The 22,133-nt window shown below is 59.5% G+C and carries 17 protein-coding genes and 1 tRNA gene; 11 read left to right on the forward strand and 7 right to left on the reverse strand.

Going from position 1 to position 22,133, the window contains the following annotated elements:
* Positions 1–46: 46 nt before the first annotated feature.
* Positions 47–1,108, reverse strand: coding sequence for an agmatine deiminase family protein (locus tag R3C19_26520; GenBank protein ID MEZ6063917.1), 1,062 nt, complete (start codon positions 1,106–1,108; stop codon positions 47–49).
* Between the two features lie 544 nt (positions 1,109–1,652).
* Here R3C19_26520 and R3C19_26525 point away from each other — a divergent pair.
* From R3C19_26525 to R3C19_26535, 3 genes are all read left to right on the forward strand, one after another.
* Positions 1,653–4,529 carry a hypothetical protein gene (locus tag R3C19_26525; GenBank protein MEZ6063918.1) on the forward strand — a complete coding sequence of 959 codons (2,877 nt, stop codon included), beginning with the start codon at positions 1,653–1,655 and terminating at the stop codon, positions 4,527–4,529.
* A gap of 349 nt (positions 4,530–4,878) precedes the next feature.
* On the forward strand, positions 4,879–5,466 hold the full coding sequence (locus tag R3C19_26530; protein MEZ6063919.1) for a sigma-70 family RNA polymerase sigma factor: 588 nt from the start codon (positions 4,879–4,881) through the stop codon (positions 5,464–5,466).
* Positions 5,467–5,741: 275 nt separating this feature from the next.
* Positions 5,742–7,172: a serine/threonine-protein kinase gene (locus R3C19_26535; GenBank protein MEZ6063920.1), complete on the forward strand. Its 1,431-nt coding sequence runs from the start codon at positions 5,742–5,744 to the stop codon at positions 7,170–7,172.
* 161 nt (positions 7,173–7,333) lie between these two features.
* Here the strand turns inward: R3C19_26535 and R3C19_26540 are convergent, their stop codons facing one another.
* Both R3C19_26540 and R3C19_26545 read right to left on the reverse strand, forming a co-directional pair.
* Complete coding sequence (locus tag R3C19_26540) at positions 7,334–7,480, reverse strand: hypothetical protein (GenBank protein ID MEZ6063921.1); 147 nt, start codon at positions 7,478–7,480, stop codon at positions 7,334–7,336.
* 139 nt (positions 7,481–7,619) lie between these two features.
* Positions 7,620–8,354: a transposase gene (locus R3C19_26545; GenBank protein ID MEZ6063922.1), complete on the reverse strand. Its 735-nt coding sequence runs from the start codon at positions 8,352–8,354 to the stop codon at positions 7,620–7,622.
* A gap of 500 nt (positions 8,355–8,854) precedes the next feature.
* Between R3C19_26545 and R3C19_26550 the strand changes: the two genes are divergently transcribed.
* Positions 8,855–12,649, forward strand: a complete 3,795-nt coding sequence (locus R3C19_26550) for a hypothetical protein (GenBank protein MEZ6063923.1) — start codon at positions 8,855–8,857, stop codon at positions 12,647–12,649.
* Between the two features lie 202 nt (positions 12,650–12,851).
* The gene (locus R3C19_26555) at positions 12,852–13,958 is read left to right on the forward strand and encodes a ThiF family adenylyltransferase (GenBank protein ID MEZ6063924.1); all 1,107 of its coding nucleotides are present in this window, start codon (positions 12,852–12,854) and stop codon (positions 13,956–13,958) included.
* Between the two features lie 64 nt (positions 13,959–14,022).
* Here the strand turns inward: R3C19_26555 and R3C19_26560 are convergent, their stop codons facing one another.
* Entirely contained in the window at positions 14,023–14,988 is a 966-nt protein-coding gene (locus tag R3C19_26560; protein MEZ6063925.1) for a dienelactone hydrolase, read from the reverse strand.
* Between the two features lie 553 nt (positions 14,989–15,541).
* Between R3C19_26560 and R3C19_26565 the strand changes: the two genes are divergently transcribed.
* The 4 genes from R3C19_26565 to R3C19_26580 all read left to right on the forward strand — a co-directional run bounded on the left by R3C19_26565 (position 15,542) and on the right by R3C19_26580 (position 18,971).
* Positions 15,542–16,420, forward strand: coding sequence for a UbiA-like polyprenyltransferase (locus tag R3C19_26565; protein ID MEZ6063926.1), 879 nt, complete (start codon positions 15,542–15,544; stop codon positions 16,418–16,420).
* A 146-nt stretch (positions 16,421–16,566) separates the two neighbouring features.
* Positions 16,567–17,703, forward strand: a complete 1,137-nt coding sequence (gene mqnE, locus R3C19_26570; GenBank protein MEZ6063927.1) for an aminofutalosine synthase MqnE — start codon at positions 16,567–16,569, stop codon at positions 17,701–17,703.
* Positions 17,704–17,945: 242 nt separating this feature from the next.
* Positions 17,946–18,371, forward strand: coding sequence for a VOC family protein (locus R3C19_26575; protein MEZ6063928.1), 426 nt, complete (start codon positions 17,946–17,948; stop codon positions 18,369–18,371).
* Between the two features lie 60 nt (positions 18,372–18,431).
* A complete protein-coding gene (locus R3C19_26580) occupies positions 18,432–18,971 on the forward strand; it encodes an ACT domain-containing protein (protein MEZ6063929.1) in 540 nt (179 codons plus the stop codon).
* A gap of 158 nt (positions 18,972–19,129) precedes the next feature.
* On the opposite strand, the gene R3C19_26585 is transcribed toward R3C19_26580, so the two are convergent.
* On the reverse strand, positions 19,130–19,444 hold the full coding sequence (locus tag R3C19_26585) for a hypothetical protein (protein MEZ6063930.1): 315 nt from the start codon (positions 19,442–19,444) through the stop codon (positions 19,130–19,132).
* A gap of 376 nt (positions 19,445–19,820) precedes the next feature.
* Here R3C19_26585 and R3C19_26590 point away from each other — a divergent pair.
* Both R3C19_26590 and R3C19_26595 read left to right on the forward strand, forming a co-directional pair.
* Positions 19,821–19,894: transfer RNA gene (locus R3C19_26590), tRNA-Arg, on the forward strand.
* Between the two features lie 143 nt (positions 19,895–20,037).
* A complete protein-coding gene (locus R3C19_26595) occupies positions 20,038–21,216 on the forward strand; it encodes a tyrosine-type recombinase/integrase (GenBank protein ID MEZ6063931.1) in 1,179 nt (392 codons plus the stop codon).
* A 174-nt stretch (positions 21,217–21,390) separates the two neighbouring features.
* On the opposite strand, the gene R3C19_26600 is transcribed toward R3C19_26595, so the two are convergent.
* Complete coding sequence (locus R3C19_26600; protein ID MEZ6063932.1) at positions 21,391–21,630, reverse strand: helix-turn-helix domain-containing protein; 240 nt, start codon at positions 21,628–21,630, stop codon at positions 21,391–21,393.
* Positions 21,631–21,771: 141 nt separating this feature from the next.
* Positions 21,772–22,133: manganese efflux pump (locus R3C19_26605; protein MEZ6063933.1), on the reverse strand; the 362-nt coding region annotated here is incomplete at its 5' end.

Genomic DNA, 22,133 nt, shown 5'->3' on the forward strand with positions numbered 1-22,133 from the left:
GATTCTTCGGACCGCGACGGTTCACGAAAGCCGGCCGGGCTAAGTTCTACGATTTCAGCGGTTGCTGCTGAGTCATGCAGTGAAACGCGCCCAGTCCCCAGATCAGATCGAGCGCGTCGACACCTGCGATCTCGTGATCCGGAAAACAGTTCTGGATCTGCTGCATGGCTGTTTCGTCAGCGCGATCCTGAAACAGCGGAACGATGACCGCTCCGTTGACGATGTAAAAGTTGCAGTAGCTGGCCGGCAGCCGATGCTTCTGCTGGAACAGTGGTTTCGGCAGTTTCAGAGGAATCGGGTCCAGCGGCTGCCCGTCGGCATTCACGCCATTCGCGACCGCTTTGAAGTTGGCTCGCAGTTTCTTCGCTTCGGGTGCATCATCGCTGTAGGGAGCCGCCACCAGTACTCGGCGAGCATCGGCAAAACGGGCGACCTGATCGACGTGGCCGTCCGTGTCGTCTCCCAGAATTCCGTGGCCCGGCAGCCAGACGACGTTGCGAGCTCCCATGAATCGCCGCAAAGCCGCTTCCATGCGTTCGCGCGTGATTCCCCGGTTGCGGTTCGGATTCAGCAGGCAGCTTTCCGTCGTCAGAATTGTGCCGGCACCGTTTCCGTCGACCGATCCGCCTTCCAGAATCAGTTCCGGACGAACGGCGGGCATGTCCAGCCGTGCGGCGATTCGCCCGGCAACTTTCGCGTCCTGATCCCAGGGAGGGTACTTTTCTCCCCAGGCGTTGTAGTCCCAGTCAATGACGATCTGTTCGGGACCACTGCCGACGTTGGGCCGGCGGTTCAGAAAAATGGGCCCGTGGTCGCGACACCACGAGTCGTTGACGGGGATCTCCACGAAGTCAACGGAATGACAGGACTCCACGGCCGAACAGGCTTCCACGACAAACGGTCGAGCAGCCTTGATGACGGACTCGCTGCCGGCAAGGATCCGCACGGGCTCAAACCGGCTGACCGCCGCAACGAACCTGGCGAAAGCCGGAGGAATGCGTTCAAAGAGTCCCGGCCACGTATTGGCGTTCACCGGCCAGGCGACCCACGTCGCCGCATGTCCTTCCCATTCCGCCGGCCAGCGATAATTTTCCGGGTCCGCTTGCATGACGCGCACGGTCTGGTTTCGCAGACGTTTCGTCAAGCCTGCGACGCGGGTGCCCCGGACTTTCCAATCCGTCGTAAGACACCAGGCGGTGCGGGCTGCCCGAAGCACGAAAGCACGCGCAATTCGAACCGTCAGTCCATTCCGGTGAATTCCCGCCAGGATTCCGCGCCGCCGATCGAACAGGCGTGACTGCCAGCCGGCTGCCGGTTTTCGAAACCTGCCAATGGCTGGACACCGGCTGCCGGTTTACCATGACAGAATGCTGGCGCAGGCAATTCGCAGGAACGGAACCGGCGCTGAAACGACCGACGAGAGCGTCATTCGACATCGTCTGCCGGCACTGTTCGTTCACTGGACCTGGACGGTCGATCGACCACACACCGCATCGTTCCGGCAGCGACAGACTTGAGGTATTGCATCGAATGGTTTGGCCCGAGCGGCGGCGAAACGATCGCGCGAATTGGTCGAATCACCTCACGGCTGGCTCGTTTCAGTCAACAGGAAGCCGCAATTCGCACCACCTGATCTTTTTCGGAGAGCTGTGATGAGAACCGCTGTTGCCACCTGGATGCTGCTGAGTTTCACTTCCGGCGCGCTCAACGCTCAGGACGCGCTGCCCTTCAGTCACCGAGTGGAAACTTTTCAGGATGAAGATGACGCGCAGATCAGGGCTTTTGTGGTTCGCCTCGAGCAGCCATTCTTCGCCAGCGAATTTGAAAAGAACAGTTACGTGCGGCTGAAATCGCTCGATGACCGTTCGTTTCTGATCTATCCCCGCGAAACCCGGTTTGACCGAAACCACGCGGAGTTCTACGGGCGTCTTCGCGGTGTCGGAGCGGCCTCCGTCAGACTGTCGTACGAAACGGTCTCCGAAAATCCGGACGGTTCACGCCGCGTCGAGACTCGGCAGGCCGACATCGAAATCCCGATTCCCGTTGAACACGGCGGACTGAAACTCACCTACACGACATGGGCCGAATATCAGAATCAGCACTTCGCCAACCTGCTGGAATACTATCCCGGCGAATCGTTCTTCGAATACCTGCTGCTGCAGTCGCGTGAACGCTACGGAGTCACGCCGCCGCCAATGTCGATGTCAAAACTGACGGCTGACCAGGAAACCAGCGAAGAACGGCTGTATCACCTGTTTTCCGGAGGCCTGGAACTGCAGCGGACTTTGCAGCGCAGGACGCTTCGAGGTTCGGCGAAACAAGGAGACCTTACGATTCATGTCAGTGACGTCCGGCCGCCTGACGTGATGTCGCCCGATTATCGGGAACTGCTGAAACAAAAGTCTGAACAGGCTGCTCCCGGACCTCTGCCGGAATCCGCGTCGCTCATTCCCCAGGATCAGTACTACCTGCGTTTCAGTTCCTGGAAGACCGCTGACAGCCTTCACCGCGAAATCGGTAACTGGATTGAACCGCTGCTGAGAATGCTGACCGAAGACGCGCGAGACCATCACCTGCGGTCAAAGTACGAAACACAACTGGTCACGGACTTTGATGATCTGCGGCCGCTGTTCCAGGACGGCGGTGTCACTGAACTGGTGCTGACGGGTTCCGATTTCTATCTCGCGGAAGGCACGGATCTGACGGTGCTGCTGCGAGCCCGGAACGCGGAAGTTCTCGCAAAAAAACAAGCGGAATGGCTGGCCAATGCAAAGCAGCGATTTCCGGACATGGAGGATCGCGAATTCAACTACCTGGGTACTCGGATCGTCGCCCGCTACACGGCCAGCCGCGAAATCAGTTCCTTCCAGGCTCAACACGAAGACTGGACCATCATTTCCAACAGTCACGTCGCGATCCGCCGCGTGATCGACACGGTGCAGAACAAGCAGCCGTCACTGGCTTCAGCACCCGACTTCCAGTACGTCCACGCTCTTCATCCTTCGGCGAACGACGCCGATTCCGGATACCTCTTCCTGTCCGACGCATTCCTGCGATACCTCAGCAGCCCGTCATTCAAAATCGGTGAACGGCGGCGCAAGCAGAGTCTGAACAACCTGGTCATGCTGAACAACGCGTCGCTGTTTTATCGGCTGGAGTACGATCGCACTCCGGACGGACTGGCGTCATTGATCGACGGCCGGTTCATCAATCGCGACAAGCTGGTTTGTCCTCAGGGCGGCGCCTATGCATTTGACGCCGACAGCGACGCGGCCACCAACTCCGTCTTTAACCGGCTGAAATACCTGACACCGATCCGCGAACTCCGCGTCCTGCAGGTTTCCAAAGAAGAAAAGGAAGAATACGAACGTTACGTCCAGCGTTACTCGTCGTTCTGGAAGGACTACTTCTCGCCGCTGGCCGTGCGGCTGTCGACGGACCCGAATCTGGTGGTTGAATATTGCCTGCTGCCATTCGTCAACAGCAACGGCTGGCACGGCTACCGCGACATGCTCAGCGAAGATGAACGATCGCTGCGACTGATGCCGCCCGCGGAATCGATGTTCACGTCGATCACACTTCTGAACAATCGCGAACAGACAAAAGCACTGCTCACGTCACTGCCGGGCGTCGATGGTGTCCTGCGGGACGATCCGACGCTGACCGATCTGAGCTGGCTGGGAAACCGTGTCTCATTCAATTTCTGCGACGCTCATTCGGTTCTGGAAATTGACCCGACAAGACTCAGGCAACTGAATGCTCCGTTTCCGCTGCAGCCGTCCCTGCAGGCCGCGATCGCCACGGCGGCCTTTGCGGCGGTCGCCCCGACTTATGTCACGATCAATGTCGAAGATCCCGACAAGGCGGATCGATTTTTGAGCATGCTGCTGTCGCGAGTGTTCCTGCACGAATCCGATGTCGCAGGTTTCGAAACCGCGATCGATGCCTACCAGTTACCCGCTCACCGTGAACATTCCATCTATGGTGTCACTTATCGCATCTATGCCGCTCGTATTCGTTTCTACCTGTCCGTCGTCGGCGGCGAACTGGTTGCCGCCACGGAACCGCACGTCCTGCGACAGGTCATCGATGCCGCTCTGGATCAGCCGCCGGAACAGGAAATCAGCGGTCAGTTCGCCTGGCGTCTGCGCACGTCCGCTCTGCAAAAGCTGAAGGACGACGTCCGCACGTACTGGCAGGAACACATGCGCCGCGCGTCCTATCACAACATCATGCCAATCTACACTCTGCTGCATTTGTACGATGTGCCGATCGGTCAGGTCGATTCACTGTCCGACGCAAAATACGGAGTCACGTTCTTCTCGCCCGACGGAGAATATCGCTACGACTCCGAACGCGATGAAGTGTTTTCGACAGCCTACGGAAACCGCCAACACGCAAAGCAGGTGCTTGCCGAACCTGGCAAATCCACGTTTGACCGCGCCTTCAATCGGCTAAAGGAAGTGCTGCTGACCGTCGTCTTCAGCGACGACGCGATCTCCGGACGGATTGAAGTGCGATCCGAATAACGCTCACCGCAAAAAAACGGCGGCCGCCGTATCGGAGCCGGCACTATCACTCGACGGCGCTCCCGTTCTCACCGGGCCTCCGCGTTCTTCCCCTGCCCCGCGAAGCAACTTCCCCTCGCCCCTGAAGCAGGAGAGGAAGATTTTTCCGCGTGCAGAGCCATTTCCCGGATGACGGCTGGACGTGCAATCCCCGGCCGGCCAGTTCCGCGAAAGCTCCTCGACCGTCACCGGTCTCGTCGCTGTCTGTGGTGGAATCCGCTGCCGCGCAGTTCGCGTCGTGCAGAATCTGTGTCAAAATCTGCGTCATGTTGTGTGTAGTAACGTGCAGGGAGCCAATTTGAACGCGCCGATGACTGAACCGGAAACTCGCCCCAGCCTGATGCTTCGCGTCCGCGATCCGGCCGATCATGAGGCGTGGGATCAGTTTTCGGACCTCTATCGGCCCGTCATTCGCCGCATGGCAATGACGAAAGGAATGCAGGACGCCGATGCCGAGGATCTGGCTCAGCAGGTTCTTCTGGCGATCGCCGGAGCGATCGCTCGCTGGGAACATGATCCGGATCGAGCAACGTTTCGCACGTGGCTGCATCGCGTCACCAGGAACGCAATTCTGAACGCGATTACCCGCGGCGTCCCGGATGTCGGGTCAGGCGACGAACAAACACATCAGTTTCTGGAACAACGACCCGCCAGCAGCGGACCCGATTCAGATCTGCTGCAGATCGAATATCGCCGCGAAGTGTTTTGCGCGGCAGCCGGTGAAATCCGACACGAATTCTCCGACGAAACATGGATGTCCTTCTGGCTGACAGCGGTGGAAGGAAAAGACGTTGACGATGCCGCCGCCGAACTGGGACGAACGCGAGGCAGCGTCTACGCCTCACGCAGTCGAGTCATGAAACGACTGCGGCAGAAAGTGGAAGAATTGAGCAACTAATGGTCTGTCAGAGGTCATTTGATGAGTGAATATGAACGATCGAATGTTTGGAAGGGTGGGGCTCCTGCCCGGCCACTGCCGCGATTGACGTCCTGCGGCACACGCGGCTCGGCAGGAGCCTCGCCCTCCCGAATCGCGCCCGATGGCGGCAACCGTCCGATCCACCAAGACTCGGTTGACGAACAACCAGCCACCGCCCCCGCGCAGGCGGCGTCATCACCGAATACTGAAGTCTGACTACTGAAAACTGATAACTGACGACTAGTAACTGCCCCGTGCCCACCTCGACCTGCAACCCCGAAACCATCGACGACTTCCTGGCCGATCGCCTGGATGAAGTCGCTCAGCGTTCGTTCGAACAGCATCTGGACGAATGTGACCACTGCGGTGCGGAACTGAAACGCCGAACCGCCGACGTCACGCTGTGGAACGACGCACGAGCCTTCCTGAGTTCCTCGGAGAACCCGGCGCTGGCGTCCTGCGCGACGCACTTTGGTGACTCGGTCCGGAACTCATCCGACGCTCTCCGTCTGGATTTTCTGAATCCCACCGACGACCCGCACATGCTGGGACGTTTTGCGGGCTATGAAATCTCCGGAGTCATCGGTTGCGGCGGGATGGGGATCGTGCTGAAGGGTTTCGATGCTTCGCTGAATCGATATGCGGCGATCAAAGTGCTGGCACCACACTACGCCACCACCGGAGCCGCTCGACAGCGGTTTGCTCGGGAAGCTCAGGCTGCCGCCGCCGTTGTTCACGATAACGTGATCGCGATTCACGGTGTCAGCGAATTTAACAATCTGCCGTATTTGATCATGCCGTACCTCAAGGGCCAGTCGCTGCAGAAACGCGTCGATCAGCACGGCCCGCTGTCCGTTCCCGAAATCCTGCGCATCGCCATGCAGACAGCTCGCGGGCTGGCGGCGGCGCACGATCAGGGGCTCGTTCACCGCGACATCAAACCCGCCAACATCCTGCTGCCGGAAAACGTGGAACGAGTTCTCATCACCGACTTTGGCCTTGCCCGCGCCGCCGACGATGCCAGCCTGACCAGAAGCGGAGTCATTGCCGGCACGCCGCAATATATGTCGCCCGAACAGGCCAAAGGCGAAGGCATTGATCACCGCAGCGATTTATTCAGTCTGGGCAGCGTGATGTACACGATGGCCACCGGCCATCCGCCATTCCGAGCCGAAACGCCCTACGGCATCCTTCGCCGGATCACCGACAACGCTCATCGCCCGGTGCATGAACTTCGCAGCGACGTCCCGCTCTGGCTGTGTTCCATCATCCACCGGCTGCTGAGAAAGAACGCTGCCGACCGTTTCCGTTCCGCAGACGAAGTGGCTTCTCTGCTGGAAGACTGCCTGGCTCACGTGCAGCAACCGTCGCAGGTGCCGCTGCCGTTGTCTCTGAAACCAACCGCGCAAGCGACGCGTCATCTCCGCTGGCCGATCGCTGTGGCTGGAATCCTTCTGACTTGCGCCGCAATCGTCCTGTTCATCGTCCCGGGCGATCAGAACAAGCCTGACAGTTCGCTTGTTGCACAGGAATCACTCACGGTTGAGTCAGCCGATCAGCCTTCAGAAACGACTGACCATCAGGATCAGTTGGAACCTGCTGACAATGAACTGCAGTGGAGCGTCGACTCCGATCTGGACGACCTCGAATCCACTCTGCAACGCCTTCGGCAGGAGATGCTGTGATGGGTTCGGAAGCTTTCACGGACAAGCGGTCACGCTTCTCCTGCATCCGGTTCGGTGCCCGGAAGCGCGCTGTCACTGACGTAGCTGACCAATCACGCTTCCACTGGCACAAGGCCAGTGGTGAGCCGGTGAGGACGTTGAGCGGGGTTTGGTCCGCCGGGCTAGCTGACCAGTCTGGCTTCCACCGGCATAAAGCCGGTGGAGAGCGGAGCCATGAGCGTGGGAAATCTCTTCGCCTTTCCGCCACCTCCGCCATCACGGCCTCCCCCACCTTCGCCGCCACCACCGCTGCTATCAATGCCTTTCACCGCCACCGGCTTCACGCCGGTGGAGCGCTGACGACCAGCTACAACCTCAGCCCCACCCGGCCACCACCCCTGCCGGTGGGCCATGACTGGTCAGGCTACAGGCCCAACCGACCCCAACGACGAATTCGGAATTCCACCGCTACATCCGTCGTCGCACGGCCTGCATGTCATACGGTCCGATCGTTCCGGCGTAGTATCCGGGCATCCAGAGATTCAGCATTCCGTGTCGGAAAGCCACGTTGTTCATGTACGACAGAGCGATCTCAGCGGGCGAGCGTTCATAGCGAATTCGAACGGTCAGATGCACGTGGTCAGGCAGCAGAGCGAGCCGGGAGATTTGATGGCCCCATTTTTCGGCCGTCGCCAGAATCGCGGACCGAGTGATCTCATGAAACGAGACCTCGGCCGTTCGCCAGCGCTGCGCATGCACGAAGACAAGATGCAGCGCGAGAACATGCTGCCCGTGACCACTATGAAGCGGTTCCGTCAGATCAATGTCTGTCGACACAACGCTGAGTGCCTCGAGCAACTGCTGGCTGTGAGCATCAGCCATTTCGTGATGTTCGAACTGTTCCGCAACGTAGCGTTCAACCGTGGCCGCAGCGGCATCGCCGACGGTGCTCAGGCGAAAGTTCCGTCGCAGCGAAACTCCGCCGAACGGCCGTACCGAATGCTGAAGCCTTCCTTTCACATTCTTGACGATCTCGGTCGGGATGACCGCCGGTTGAGTGCTGAGCAGAAACTGAATGGTCTCACTGGTCCGCCGATGAAACTCAAGAATGCGGATGTTGTCCGCTTCCAGCGACGCTTTCAGGGTGTCGAGCCATTGTTGTTCGTCCGGCAGCGTCCCCGAAGAAACACCGCCAGCGACCATCTCAACTGATAGGCGGGGCGACAGTTTTCTTTCGGTGTAAAGGGCGTGGGAGTCATTGGCCGAAGATCGTAATCTGGAAAACTGAACTTCGCCAATGGCTCTGGTCATCGCAGGCCAGAGGTTTGCGGCGTTGCGTGCTACTCACGCCACCGGCACGAGGCCTGACGGGGTTTGCAGTCCGCTTCCACCGGCACAAGGCCGGGAGCGGAGGAGGGATTGGGTCGGCGGCGTCGTGCTTCCACCGGCAAAGGCCGGTGGTGAGCAACCCAGTGTCGAACATTCGCCGCCCCCGCCGCTGCTATCGATGCTTTGCCGCCACCGGCTTCACGCCGGTGCCGATCGGCCAACTACAACCTCAGCCCCAATCTCAATCCCGGCCACCACCGGCCTCGTGCCGGCGGAGCCATGACTGGTCAGCTACAGGTCAGCGATACGTGCATTGAAGCCCTCGCTGATCAGCGACAAAACCTGATTCACCTGTGAACGAAAAGTTTAATCCCATGATGACTCTGACAAAATGGTGTGCCGTGATGCTGATTGTCAGCACGCCGGCGTTCCTCCAGGCTCAGGAAGATTCCAAACGCGTGTCGGAGACGACGGCGGAAACAAGCCCGTTGCCGGAAGAGATCAAAGTACCATCTTCTGGACCACCGACGTCATCGGCGCATGAACTTTCCCCACAGAGCGTTGAGCAGTTCCTGCGACTGGAAGTCGTCAAGGCGGAACTGGAACTTGAAACTCTGGCGTCTGAAGTCGGTGCCAATCATCCAAAAGCGGCCGCCATCCGTCAGCGAATCGAATCGCTGCGTGCGAAGCTTGCGGAGGAACGCGATAAGGCAGAGCAACACAGCAATGGTCTGCCAGACGGGAATCAGCCTCCGAGCGCGGAGGGACTTCAGCAGGACAATCGTCCTGCGGGACTGCTCGACAAGGGTGAGCTTGCCGGCTGCGAAATGCATGTCGTCGGCATGTATATGCCCAAAGACAATAACCGCGATGATCGTGTCTACGTGCACGTGAAGCCAACGGGAAAGCCGATAGTGCTGGTGCTGACCGGGTACTTCGGAGCCGAATGGCATCTCAACGTCGACCCCAATGCGGATGTGCGGCAGATTATTGTTCCGGGGTATTACAAACATGAACTCGCGGAGCCAATGCCGGATGTTCCGATCGCCATGCTCACGTACTTTCCGAAAGCGGATAAGTCGAACCGCAATTTCTTCTGGGCCTACGCATGGAACACTTCGGAAGGTCGGGAACTCCGCCGCAAACTGAAGGAACTGACCGGACTGGAAGTCACGACATTTCAGGGGGTATACGCGGCAACCCGGTTTGTCGTGGACGGACAGCGTGGGCGTGATGTTGTCGAAGGCAGATCAGACGGCAGCGATGAGTCGGGTGGCCCGGTGGGCTTCCTGGAATCATTACTTGGTGGCGCAGCGGCCGCGGACGACGATGGTCCCAGACCGGCCACAAATGAACTTTCGACTTTGAATGAGGATGCTCGGCGACTTCTTAACGAGGCCCGTGACGACGCCGAACGCGATTACTTAAAAGCGGAAGAAGCCTCGCTGCAGGCCGCGCGGGAATATCGCACCGAAGCGGTTCAGGAATCGCCGGACCCGAAGGCGGTCGAGGCGTTGAAGGCAAGACTGGATAGCGCCGTTCGAGCATCCTTTCGATCTCAGATGCTGTTGCAGGCACTCCGACTGCAGATTGCACAGCATGATCTGGCGGACGTTCAGACAAAACATCAGCGGCGTCAAAAGGTTGCAGACCGAATCATCGAACGTCGCGTTGCGGATCTGATGAGCGGACATGATCTGAATTGGCAGGCAAAAGCCGACAGGGCAAAAGGTGCCGACGGTCACTTAACCGGAGCCTCCGACGAGGAACGCGCTGCAACGAACACGGCGGCACAGAACGCCGATGCAATGCCTGCCCTGCGGGCCGGGTTAAACATGACGGCCGAGGCGGATCCGGAACTTGACGGTGAATGGAAACTGGAACAGATCACTGGTCGCGGTGTGCTGGGTCACGAAACGGGGCTTGTTTTGCGGACCCAGGCCGGGCAATGGACGCTGCTGCGAGGAACCCACGAAAGCGATTTCGGCCGTCGCATCGATCCGAAAGCAACTCCGGCAACAGTCGACATTGTGCGACGTGATCTGCCGGACGCTCCGCCGATTTGGAGTGGCATTTACAAAGTTGAAGGCAACACGCTGACGGTCGCATGGGCTCCGTCAGATGGATCCGCTCCGAAACCGACCGACTTCAGCGGCAGCGTTGGCACGGTTCAGGCTTGGAAACGTGTCGCACCTCTGCCCAAGTTTGCGGCACCGAAGGAGCTGCTCGACTACATCGGCGGTGCTTTGGACGATGACAGTGAAACGATGCGGCGGTATGTCAGCGTGCTGACGGACGAAGAAGCCGAACGATTCGCAGGCATGATGATCCGAGCAATTTCGGGAATGCAGGCGGTCACCGGATTGGTCGCGGCATTTGGGGCGGAAGGACAGAATGGCGACTTGTCCGGCCCGCAGTTTCTTCAGGCCGTGACGCAGATGAGCGAGATTCTCCAGCGACATGAGGTTTCCAACCCGCCTCCGGAAGCTCAGGCCGCCCGGCAGCAAATTCAGATGTCGGCGGACATCGCCGGACTCTTGACCGGACAAGCCGGCTTCAAAGCCAAAATGCCCGCCGACGATTATTCGATGCTGCTGCGGACCGCCGCCCGAACGCTCGACCAACCGCGTGAGTTTCTCGAGGACCTTGCTCCGGCGGTGAGCGGTCTGGAAGGCGCCGAATCAAAGAAGGCAAAACCGCAGTGGGAGATCAATGCCAATGGCGACGAAGCCATGGTCGTGAACACGGCACACGTCGATGGAGAGACCGGCCTGGTCGATCAATCCGAAACGATGACGCTGGTGAAGGAAGGCGACACATGGAAGATCTCCGGTATGTTCTCCGACGAAGTGGTCATCAAACTTCAGGAAGGGTTTCAGTCTACGACAAGTGCGAGCAACAGTCCGGCCAGAGTAGAACTGCCCGAGTTTGCCGCCGTTCCAACCTACGGGCCAGCGACACCGCCAAACGCCGTCTACGCGAGGCGCGATTTGCTTCCGTTCACAGAACTCACAGGAACAACGACAGATGCACGCCACACGCCTGCGATCGTTTCCGCCGGCGATTCTCCTCCTGTGGCACCCGAGGAAGCTCGAGGCAAATTCATCAACCGCCGTTTGATGAAGGGTGACCTGATCACCGCCGACATGCTGATCGACGAACCAACAACATTGCAGATCGTGGAGTTCTGGCTGAAGGAAGCGGCTGAGGGTCGTGCCGTTTTTGAGGGTGTGCAACCGCTGGAAGCCAGCTATCACGACTGCAGACTTTATGCGATGGAGTTTCCGTTCAGTGATTCCTACGCGAAGCGGTTCCATGACAAGCTGCCTGTGTGGACTGCAGAATATCTGGAAGTTCTGGCGGGTCGGCTGCGGGCGGCACCCGTTGAACAATGGACGCAGGCGGAACTGAACATGCTGCAGTCCGTGGCGGAACTGGTCCACTATCGAACGGACGACAGGGATCACCATCTTGAGGCGATCGGTGCGTCGGTGGTCGAGTTCATCAGGGTCAATGCCAACACTGGCACCGCGAACAGCAACCCGGAAATGCGCAGGGCGGCTCATTCGTCATGGGTCCTGGGCATCGCCGCGCGACTCAATGGCGGGCTGCCGCCGGAGGTTCTGGAGGTTGAATCCGCTGATGACACCATCGACGCAAAGCTGCATCTCCTTAAACGGATGGCGGAAAACGGAGCGGATGCCACGTGGATCAGTCAGGAACGCCGTCGTCTGTTCGGTCTGCTGGAAGAAGCTCCCGTGCAGGCTTTGAAGTTGCTGTTCACACTCAGGAAGGTCGAGAACGTTGCCATGGAAGACTGGATCTTCGCGATGTCATCGGAGCAAACCGCCAACGCGTGGCGTTCGTCGCCGGCCCGCCACTTTTCGCCGCCGGTGGATACTGTGCTGGCGATTGCGATCGCGGAACTGCTGGCCGGTCGCGATCAGATCACGGACGACAATCTGGCTTTCTTCTTCCAGAGCCAGCAACCAGGCTACATGTTCTCTCGGCACGTGGACGACCTGTTGTCGAGCGAACTGGCGTACCGTGAATCGGTGATCCGGCTGTTGGTCGGCGTTTTTCGCAAGACAAGAAACGCCGTGCTGAAGCACAACATTTCCGTACTGGCTCCGGCGGTGCCGGTGATGACGTCAGAGAATCGCACGTAGGTTCGGCAGCGAGTGTGGATTTCCGAATGCTTCGGCTCGCACAATTCCGTCGCTGCAATTCGACGGGATCGGAGTCCCGTCGTACAAACTCGTGAATGATCCGGTCTAGAATCCGCAGTGATTCGGCAAGTTGCTGAACGGTCGATTGCTCGCGGACGCTGAACCGACTTCCACCGTATTCCACCACGCAAATCGGAAGCTCATGCCCGAACTGTCCCGATACCAAAAGCAGATCCTCTTCGCGGAAATCGGCGAAGCCGGGCAGCGGCGACTGATGCAGCGACAAGTGCTGCTGGTGGGCTGCGGAGCGCTCGGCTGCGTGCTGGCGGATGCGATGGTGCGAGCCGGCGTGGGCCACGTGAGAATCGTGGATCGTGACTTTGTGGAACTGTCCAATCTGCAGCGGCAAATTCTTTTTACTGAAGACGATGTCGCAGAGCATATACCGAAAGCGGTCGCGGCCGCACGCAGACTCAGGCGCGTGAACTCCGGAATCACGATCGAACCAATCGTTGCCGACGTCGGCTTTTCCAACATTCGTCAGTTTGCTGACGGAGCAGACCTGATCCTGGACGGAAGCGACAACTTCGAAGTTCGCTACCTGATCAACGACCTGTCGCTGGAGACCGGAATTCCCTGGATCTTCACGGGATGCACGGGCAGCACCGGACAAGTAATGCCCGTGATACCCGGCGAAACCGCGTGCCTGCGGTGTCTGATTCCAGACCCGCCGCCGCCCGGTTCGACGGAAACGTGCGACACCGCCGGAGTCATCGGCCCCGCGATCGGCGTGACAGCGTCTCTGCAGGCGACACTGGCTCTGAAATTGCTGAGCGGAGAACAGTACAGTCCGAAGTCAGGAGGCGGGAACTACGAGCGGCGAGACGCCGGTAAGTCGAAATCAAGCCGGTCCATTTTCGAATCTCCAAAGCTGACAATCATTGACGTCTGGGACGGCACGTTTCGCCAGGTGGACGTTTCCGGATTACGAAACGACGACGACTGCCCGGCGTGCAAACACGGCGAACGTCTGTGGCTGGACGGAACGCAGTCCTCCGGTTCAACCGTCCTTTGCGGACGCAACGCGGTTCAGATCAGTCCGCCGGAAAAGGTGAGTCTGTCGCTTGGCGAACTTGCCGGTCGGCTGGATTCCGCCGGAACTGTGACATCGAATCCCTTCCTGGTGCGGGTCGCCGTGCGTGGTTCGGATCTGGAACTGACCGTGTTCCCGGATGGACGAGCGATCGTTAAGGGAACGGAAGATTCCGGAATTGCGCGAGCCGTGTATTCGCGATACGTGGGATCGTAGTTGGCGCGAATTTCGGTCGTCGCACGTCGAACCCATGCCGCGTTGCGTTGGGCCGGCGGCTTAACTACTTCCATTCCCACACGTCATCGCTGCCGAGACCGGTGCCGGAGATCGGTTGCTGTGACTGCAGCCAGCTTCTGGCTTCCGCGTCGTCTTTCAGATACGCGCTCCAGAACTTCAGACTGATCTGCTGAATGGCCGGGTGATGCTTCGGGTCGCGGCGTCTCGCCCGCAAGCCGCGGGCGTCTCCAAACGCCATGTGTTCTGCGTCGAACAGCACAAGCTGATATTTGTCGCCCGGCGGCAGCGCAGCGTACACCTCACGGCGCCTGGCCGGTGTCACAGTCGGGTCGATCGGGCTGGCGTCTTTGGTGCCCGTCATGCACAGAATCGGCCTGGTAATGTGTCCGAAGGTCTTTGCAGTATCTCGCCCTTTGCCTGGCTGAGGACTCATCGGAAGAAACGCGTCAATGCGATCATCCGCAAAGCTGCGATTGAACGGATAGACCTGCCCGGCGACACCCAGAGTCGTCACGGCGCCGAAACTGTGACCGCTCATTCCGATATGTTCGAGATCCAGCTTCGCAAAAAGATCGTGGCCATCCTGTTTGTCCCAGACGCCAAGTTGATCAATCACGAACGAAACGTCCGCGAGGCGGTCGCGCGAACTGACAGCGCTCGCCGCTGACTTCAGTGCCGCCAGCCGCTGCCCGCCACTGACTGTCTTCCACACGTCCTCATCGCTGCCGGGATGCTGCATGAAGACCGCCACGTAACCTGCTTCCGCCCAGAACTTTCCCAGGTAGGCGTTATTTTCTCGTGAACCGCCGAGTCCGTGAGAGAACAAAACGACCGGTTGGGCGTTCTGTTCTTCGGGAAGGTAGACCTTGACCGGAACCGTCCGCGAGCGGTTTTCGTCAACCGGTTCGTACCGAAGTTCTCGAACAGACCTTCCGTCGTCACCAAACGTAGCTGATCCAGGCAATAGCACCAGAGCAGCGACGCAGCCTGAAAATCGAACTGCATTCATGATTGTCTCCGTCGGCGAGGTCAGGTTGGCAAATGGCAGGCTGGTTCATTCCAACGTATACCGGACAGCCGCGTCACGTCGGTTCGTCGGAAACCGAGCCGGATTTGGCGGGAATCGGCAGCTCATCGAAGATTGTCGAATCCGTTCTCTACTCCGGTTGAAAACTGGCGGATTTTCCGGTTTGCTGAACGATGACGACGCGCTGAACGGTGTGGGAATGTTGACAATCGGCACACTTCGTACGCGCGCTGGCGTTGCACGGCGGGACGCGGAAAGTGCGGCTCGTTCGTGATCAAAGGCGTGCGGCAGATGCGAGTCTGCCCGCGGGCCGCACGGCGCTAGCCCCGGTTCACTGCGGGCACCACCGCGGCTAACGCCGTGCGGCTCGCGGGCAGGTAACAACTCATCTGCCGCTCGCCAGAAGTCCCGCCACTGCGGCGATGTCGGGAGTTTCGCTTGCCACTTCCAGGAACGTAAAGATCAGTCCGGCGTAAATTCCGGCGCCTGCGGTTAGGCTGCCGGATTCGTTTTGTGCGCAGACTCTTTTCCCGCCATGCTGACTACCGTTCGACACTACCTTGAACTGATCCGGTTCAGCCACACGGTGTTCGCGCTGCCGTTCGCGCTGCTGGCCGCCGTGCTGGCATGGAGTCAGCCGGACACAGTGTTTCGTTTGCGGGATCTCGTCGGCATTCTGGTGTGTATGGTATTCGCACGATCGGCGGCGATGGCATTCAACCGTCTGGTGGATCGCGACGTGGACGCCGCCAATGAGCGAACGGCGACGCGTCATATCCCGGCGGGGCTGCTGTCAGTGAAGTCGGTGGCCGCGTTTACAGTCGTCAGCAGTCTGGCATTCGTCGCGTCGACGTTGATCTTCCTGCCGAAGAGGCTGCCCCTGTACCTGTCAGTGCCTGTACTGCTGTTTCTGCTGGGCTATTCGTACGCGAAACGCTGGACAAGTCTGTGCCACTACTGGCTGTCGGCCGCGCTGATGATGTCTCCGGTCGCGGCGTGGATTGCAGTGCGCGACGAATTCGCGGCGACTCCCGCCCTGCTGGCCGGGGTCATTTTCTTCTGGGTCGGCGGTTTCGACATCATCTATGCCTGCCAGGACGCGGACTTCGACATGGCTCGCCGACTTCACAGTATTCCCGCCCGATTTGGTGTTGCGAAAGCGCTGCGAGTTGCGTTCGTCAGCCACCTCATGACAATTGCCATGCTGGTGCTGCTTTGGTGGCTGGCGGGACTCGGAACGATTTTTCTGTTGGGAATCGCTGCGATCGGCGGTTTGTTGATTTACGAACACTGGCTGGTGCGTCCGGACGATCTGAAACGGGTGAATATCGCATTTTTTCACGTCAACGCCGTGATCAGTTTCGGAATTCTCGCGCTGGGCTGCATCGACGTGTGGCTGGAGCGTTCGCAGTGAAGCGTCGCCGCGGCTCAACGCTCGGGTTTCCCGACCAGGCAATGTAGAAATTTGCTGATCGACTCTGACGCCGGAAAACAGATTCTTCAATTGTGACAGGACCGAACGGCGTTTGATCGGAACGCGAAAGGGATAACGAAACAGACATGATTCGGACGAACGATTCTCAACTGCAGTCAATTGCCGACAGGGTCGAAGCGGGGGAACGCCTGTCGTTCGACGACGGCGTTTACCTGGATGAACGAGCTGACCTGCACGCACTTGGACAGCTTGCCAACGTCGTCCGCGAACGCAAAAACGGCAACCTTGCGTACTACAACACCAACATTCACCTGAACCCGACGAATGTTTGCGTGTACCGCTGCCGGTTCTGTGCATTCCGAGCCGACCTGCGCGACGAGAAGGCGTATACGTTTGATGAACCCATGATTCGCGAACGCGTTCTGGAAGGGCGTGAAAGCGGAGCAACGGAAATTCATGTCGTCGGCGGACTGCATCATAAGAAGAGCTTCGACTGGTATCTGGACGTCGTGCGGACGATTCACGAGACGTCGCCGGAGATGCACATCAAGGCGTGGACGCCGGTGGAAATCAGTTGGTTCAGCTTCATTTCGAAACAGCCGATTCGCCGCGTGCTGGAGCAGATGATTGACGCGGGACTCGGCAGCATGCCCGGCGGCGGCGCGGAGATCTTCGACCCTGAAATTCGGCGACAGCTTTGTGAACACAAGGCCGACGCGGATGTCTGGTTCGACGTCCACCGAACCGCCCACGAGCTGGGTCTGCGAAGCAACGCCACGATGCTGTACGGTCACATCGAACAGCCCCGACATCGCATCGATCATCTGCTGAGGCTGAGGTCCCTGCAGGACGAGACCGGCGGCTTTCAAACCTTCATCCCGCTGGCGTTTCATCCCGAGAACACGGAACTCGCGAATATCAGCAAGCCCGATGGTCTGTTCGACCTGCGGATGATGGCTGTCGGCCGACTGATGCTGGACAACTTCGACCACATCAAGGCCTATTGGATCATGCTGGGAGAACAGACCGCTCAACTGGCTCTCAGCTACGGAGCTGACGACATCGACGGCACCGTGGTTCATGAACTGATCTATCACGACGCCGGCGCGACGACGCCTGAAGGCATGACCGTGCGGCAACTGCATCAGCTCATTCGCGAAGCCGGTCGCGAACCTGTCGAGCGCGACACGCTGTATCGAAGAATTCTGCGACAGGGCAGTCAGTGGACGGTCGGCGAACCGGTGACGGCTGCGATTGCCTGACACCGTTGACTCACTCCGCAAAAGCTGCCGGAGTCCAGCACCAGCCCCGCGCCAGTCCCGTCGGAACCGTTCCTGGCGACGGCTCCCATCGCGTCGGGCCGCTTGCAGGGCGGCTGCCCGGACTCAATTGTCACTTTTGAGTCCTGCCGCCACAATACACGCAGGCCCCGCTGGTGCGTTGTTCCGAAGTCCCGCATTCCAGCGGTGAACGATCGATTTGTGTCACCACAGTGAGTTGCGAAATGCCCGAAATCAGCCAAACCGCCGCGGCCATTCAGGTCAAATACATCGATCACGTCACTCTGATTGTGAAGGACGTCGAAGCCAGCCGTCAGTTCTATGTCGGCCTGCTGGGAATGGAAGAAGTCGATCGTCCCGCCTTTAGTTTCGGCGGAGCCTGGTTTCAGGCCGGCTCAACTCTGGTTCACCTGATCGAGGAACACGATCGCAGCGGCCCGGCCGGATATCCGAATAATGCCCTGGTCAGAAGCAGTCGAAATCATCACTTCGCGTTTGAAGTGGATGACGCCCGCGAAGCCGCTCAGATTCTTAAGGACCGCGGTATTGATCTGGTTGACGACGCGAAGCTGCGACCCGACGGCGCTGTTCAGGTATTTCTGGCGGATCCGGACGGACATGTCATCGAACTTTGCACGTCCAATGCCTGATTCGCGATTTCCGCAGCATGCCGCGCGGCTCGCTGCCCGTCGGAACAGCAGGTGATCCAGATGGCCAAAGAATACATCATCACAATGACAGCGGCGAATCGTGTGGGGATTCTGTCCGCCGTCACGAAAGCCATGGCGGAACTCGACGGTGACCTGCGGGAAGCCAGCCAGACGGTCGTGCGCGGCTTCTTCACGATGATCTTCTCCGCGGAGTTCCCCGAACAACTGGATTCCGACGTCATCTGCGCTCACCTGCAGGACGCCTGCCGGCCGTTCGGAATCGACTTCGGTCTGAAGGATCCTGCCAATGAACGGTTGCGCGAATCGATTAACGGATCGTCCAGGCTGTATTCGCTGCGACTCGGCGGCCTGAACCAGCCGGGAGTCCTGCGGCAACTGTCGTCCGTGATGGCACTGCACCGAATTGACATCGCCGGAATGCACGCCGTTCGAACCGGCGACAGCACCGGGTTCGAAATGGTGATGAAGATTGCCGTTCCCGTCGACTTCGATATCGACTCACTGCTGCGCGAACTCCACGAGACAGGGGAACCGTTTCAGATGACGGCGGATATCTCTGACTACACAGACCACGCCTGACCCGCCACCCGGCTGACCGCATGACTGCCGTCCGCATGACTGCCGTCCGCATGAGCGCCGTCCGCATGAGCGCCGCGCCGTCCGGCAAAGTCGCGAAACGTCCCGGTGCGGGTTCCGTAAACGTCACACGGCACCGCGGCAGCGAACGCCTCGCGGGCTCATTTCTCCAGGGAAGCCATGTCGAAAACACTCAGGCTATCGCGCCCGGAAGCGCTTGGGACGTAACGTCGAACGCCAGGCACGTGCCGAGATGCGGCAAGCCCCGGCTGCGAGGAATCGAGAACGCAGCGAATGGCATCGAGTTGCTCAGTGATTCCGCGACAATAGCTCGTCAGTTGTCGCCGCCAGTGGTTCAGTTCCGACACCGTTCGCAGTCCCACCCCGGAACATTCACCATCGGGTTCCGTGCTGACACTCCGCGAACGGGACATCGCGACACCCGGCCGGGCGACAGTGACCTGAGTGCTGATCATAGGGCGTTCCTGAAGTGGCAGTGATGTCAGACGGAAGATTCCGCAGACCAGTTGCGGCAGGTGATGTGAACTGCTTTTCGTCGGAAAAGTACCCGCAGAATCACGGAAGTTCGCATCTTTGCCGACCGCCACGACCGGCTGCGGATCGGCAGATATTGCCTTTGTTCGAATACGCCCGACCGTCAGAATCGTCAGACTTGGGGTGAAACGCACACCTCGCGGGTTCCAAAGTCCGCGATTTCCACGGACAGGTTCTGCGAATCCAGACGTTCCGTCAGCCCCACCACCAACAACACGCATTCGCGAGTTTCAGTCGCGAAACTTAGCGACTCCATAGCTGGAAAGCCCCCCGCGATTCGACTATCCTGCCACCACCGCACCCCTAGCTCAATTGGATAGAGCATCGGTCTACGGAACCGAAGGTTAGTGGTTCGAATCCACTGGGGTGTATTGGACTTACGTCGACTCCTGCCTGCGATGCAGGGAATAAATGCAGGGAACTGCCCCTCACGGTTGCCGCCGTGCAGGGGTGGAAACAGACCTTTCAGCTTGCCGGCTTGTGTCTCGATTGACTCAGGTTGAAAGGTTTTCTCATGTCTCGTCCCCGCAAACCGTGGTTCCGCAAGTCCAATCGTCGGTGGTATGTTGAGTTTCAGGGAAAGCAGGTCTGTCTTGGTACAAACAAGAAGGCGGCCCTGCAGCAGTTCCATGAACTGATGGCTCAGCCGGAACCGGCTCGCCGAGTTTCCCGCACTTCGAGAATCTCGCTGCCGGAACTCACCGATCATTTTCTCGAGTGGGTGCAGCGAAACCGCAGCGCCGACACTTACGAATGGTATCGCTATCGGCTGGAACGACTCTGTCGCCATCATTCCTCGCTGATGGCGGAACAGTTGAAGCCCTATCACGTGGAAGAATGGGTCAACTCCTTCAGCCTCTCCGTTACGTCTCGCCGGAACTACTTTCGTGCTGTAAAGCGGTGTTACAAGTGGGGCACGACGCAGGGGTTCCTGACGATGAATCCGATTGCGGGTCTGGAGGTTCCCCGTGCCGAGGTGCGGGAAATCGCTCTGTCGCAAAATCAGTTTGACGAAATGCTGCGATGCGTCCGCAATCCCGGACTGACGGATCTGCTGCAGGTGACGTGGCTGACCGGCTGCCGGCCGCAGGAGTCGCTGATCGTTGAGGCGCGGCACGTGGATGTCGCGAATCAGCGGTGGGTATTTCACAGCTCACAGTCCAAGGGAAAACAGCTCAGTCGCGTGGTCTATTTGACCAACGCAGCGCTGGCGATTGTCCGCCGGCTCATGACGCAGCATCCGGCGGGTCCGCTGTTTCGCAACTCGGCCGGTACGCCGTGGACGACGGACGCTGTCAACTGCGCCATCGATGCAATCCAGGACCGGATGGGAAGGGCCGAGATGCAGCGGCTTGGCATCGTGATTGAGCCGACGGACGTGGCGGCCCTGATGAAGCGGTTGAAACCGACACGGCGGACGAAGGGTCACGATGTTGACAAGACACCGGCGGAACTGCGTGCCGAAGCGAAGCGGAAGCTGACGATCCGGAAGGCGCGGGAACTCGTGCCGCGGTATTCGCTGTATGCGCTCCGGCACTCGTTTGCCACCAATGCCCTGCGGAACGGCGTTGACAGCCTGACCGTCGCCGTGCTGCTGGGGCACCGTGATCCTTCAACGCTGGCCCGTGTCTATCAGCATCTGAATCAGAACCCGGAGCATCTGCTGGAACAGGCTCGGCGGGCGACAGCATGATCTCGCTGCAGTGACAGTCAGGGTTGCATGACGCCGGAAAGCCCCAATAGAAATGCCCTGAGCAGTTGCCGCTGCTCAGGGCACCGGCAGACCGTTCGGCTTGCCGGCTTGTGTCGGTCGGGAATGAATGGTGGCGGCACCGTCGAAGTGACCTGAACGGGAGTCGCGTGCCGGTCAGAGGCGAATGTGCTTCAGCTTCTGTGGCGGCGGGAGCGGAGGCGGAGGCGTGACATCGCCCTGTCGGCAGGATTCCAGGTACGCTTCGATGTCGTGTTGGGAGATTCGGATCGTGCCGCGGCCGAGGCCGATGCGGTGGCAGGCGAGTTTGCCGGCTTCGATCAGGGCGTAAATGATCGAACGGCTCACCTGCAGGTAGTTGGCCGCCCCTTCGACGGTCAGGAAGGTTTCATTCATGGCTGTGACCTTCAAATTCCGGTCCGCTGCAGCCCGTATCGGCCGTGCTGAGCGGCACAACTGATGGTGGCTTGGGCGTTCGCGGACCGGTGATTGTGTTTCGCGGTTCCTGTGTGTGGCGGCACGTTGTCGAGTGCACGTTCAGCCGCAGATGTGATAGCCGCCGGCGGCGATCAGGATGCTGCCCGCCGTGATTTCGGCGGCGCGGCCGAGGACGGTGCGGTACTGATGGGCCAGGGCGAAGCCGAGGGCCGAGACAACGGCTGTGACCGCCGGGATGACAACCAGCATCGCGCCGACGGGAAGCTGTTTCAGGGCCAGGGCGGCTCCCAGTACGGCCGCATCGAGGCTGACGGCGAGGCTTCCCAACAGCAGACTGACGACGTGCAGTGACGTTCGTTGCGGCGACGTATTCGGGCCGCTGTCGCCGGCGATCAGTTGCACGCCGAGCCATGTCAGGGCCACGCCGGCCAGCCGGGCACAGTGGTCGAGGTATTGTTCCA

Source organism: Planctomycetaceae bacterium (assembly GCA_041398785.1).
Taxonomy (GTDB): Bacteria; Planctomycetota; Planctomycetia; order Planctomycetales; family Planctomycetaceae; genus JAWKUA01.

Excerpts from the sequence above, each read along its gene's own strand:
- R3C19_26520 (MEZ6063917.1), bottom strand. The coding sequence starts at position 1,108 with ATGCAAGCGGACCCGGAAAATTATCGCTGGCCGGCGGAATGGGAAGGA.
- mqnE (MEZ6063927.1), top strand. The coding sequence starts at position 16,567 with ATGATTCGGACGAACGATTCTCAACTGCAGTCAATTGCCGACAGGGTC.
- R3C19_26575 (MEZ6063928.1), top strand. The coding sequence starts at position 17,946 with ATGCCCGAAATCAGCCAAACCGCCGCGGCCATTCAGGTCAAATACATC.
- R3C19_26555 (MEZ6063924.1), top strand. The coding sequence starts at position 12,852 with ATGCCCGAACTGTCCCGATACCAAAAGCAGATCCTCTTCGCGGAAATC.
- R3C19_26530 (MEZ6063919.1), top strand. The coding sequence starts at position 4,879 with ATGACTGAACCGGAAACTCGCCCCAGCCTGATGCTTCGCGTCCGCGAT.
- R3C19_26600 (MEZ6063932.1), bottom strand. The coding sequence starts at position 21,630 with ATGAATGAAACCTTCCTGACCGTCGAAGGGGCGGCCAACTACCTGCAG.
- R3C19_26585 (MEZ6063930.1), bottom strand. The coding sequence starts at position 19,444 with ATGATCAGCACTCAGGTCACTGTCGCCCGGCCGGGTGTCGCGATGTCC.
- R3C19_26550 (MEZ6063923.1), top strand. The coding sequence starts at position 8,855 with ATGATGACTCTGACAAAATGGTGTGCCGTGATGCTGATTGTCAGCACG.
- R3C19_26565 (MEZ6063926.1), top strand. The coding sequence starts at position 15,542 with ATGCTGACTACCGTTCGACACTACCTTGAACTGATCCGGTTCAGCCAC.
- R3C19_26525 (MEZ6063918.1), top strand. The coding sequence starts at position 1,653 with ATGAGAACCGCTGTTGCCACCTGGATGCTGCTGAGTTTCACTTCCGGC.
- R3C19_26545 (MEZ6063922.1), bottom strand. The coding sequence starts at position 8,354 with ATGGTCGCTGGCGGTGTTTCTTCGGGGACGCTGCCGGACGAACAACAA.
- R3C19_26580 (MEZ6063929.1), top strand. The coding sequence starts at position 18,432 with ATGGCCAAAGAATACATCATCACAATGACAGCGGCGAATCGTGTGGGG.
- R3C19_26560 (MEZ6063925.1), bottom strand. The coding sequence starts at position 14,988 with ATGAATGCAGTTCGATTTTCAGGCTGCGTCGCTGCTCTGGTGCTATTG.
- R3C19_26595 (MEZ6063931.1), top strand. The coding sequence starts at position 20,038 with ATGTCTCGTCCCCGCAAACCGTGGTTCCGCAAGTCCAATCGTCGGTGG.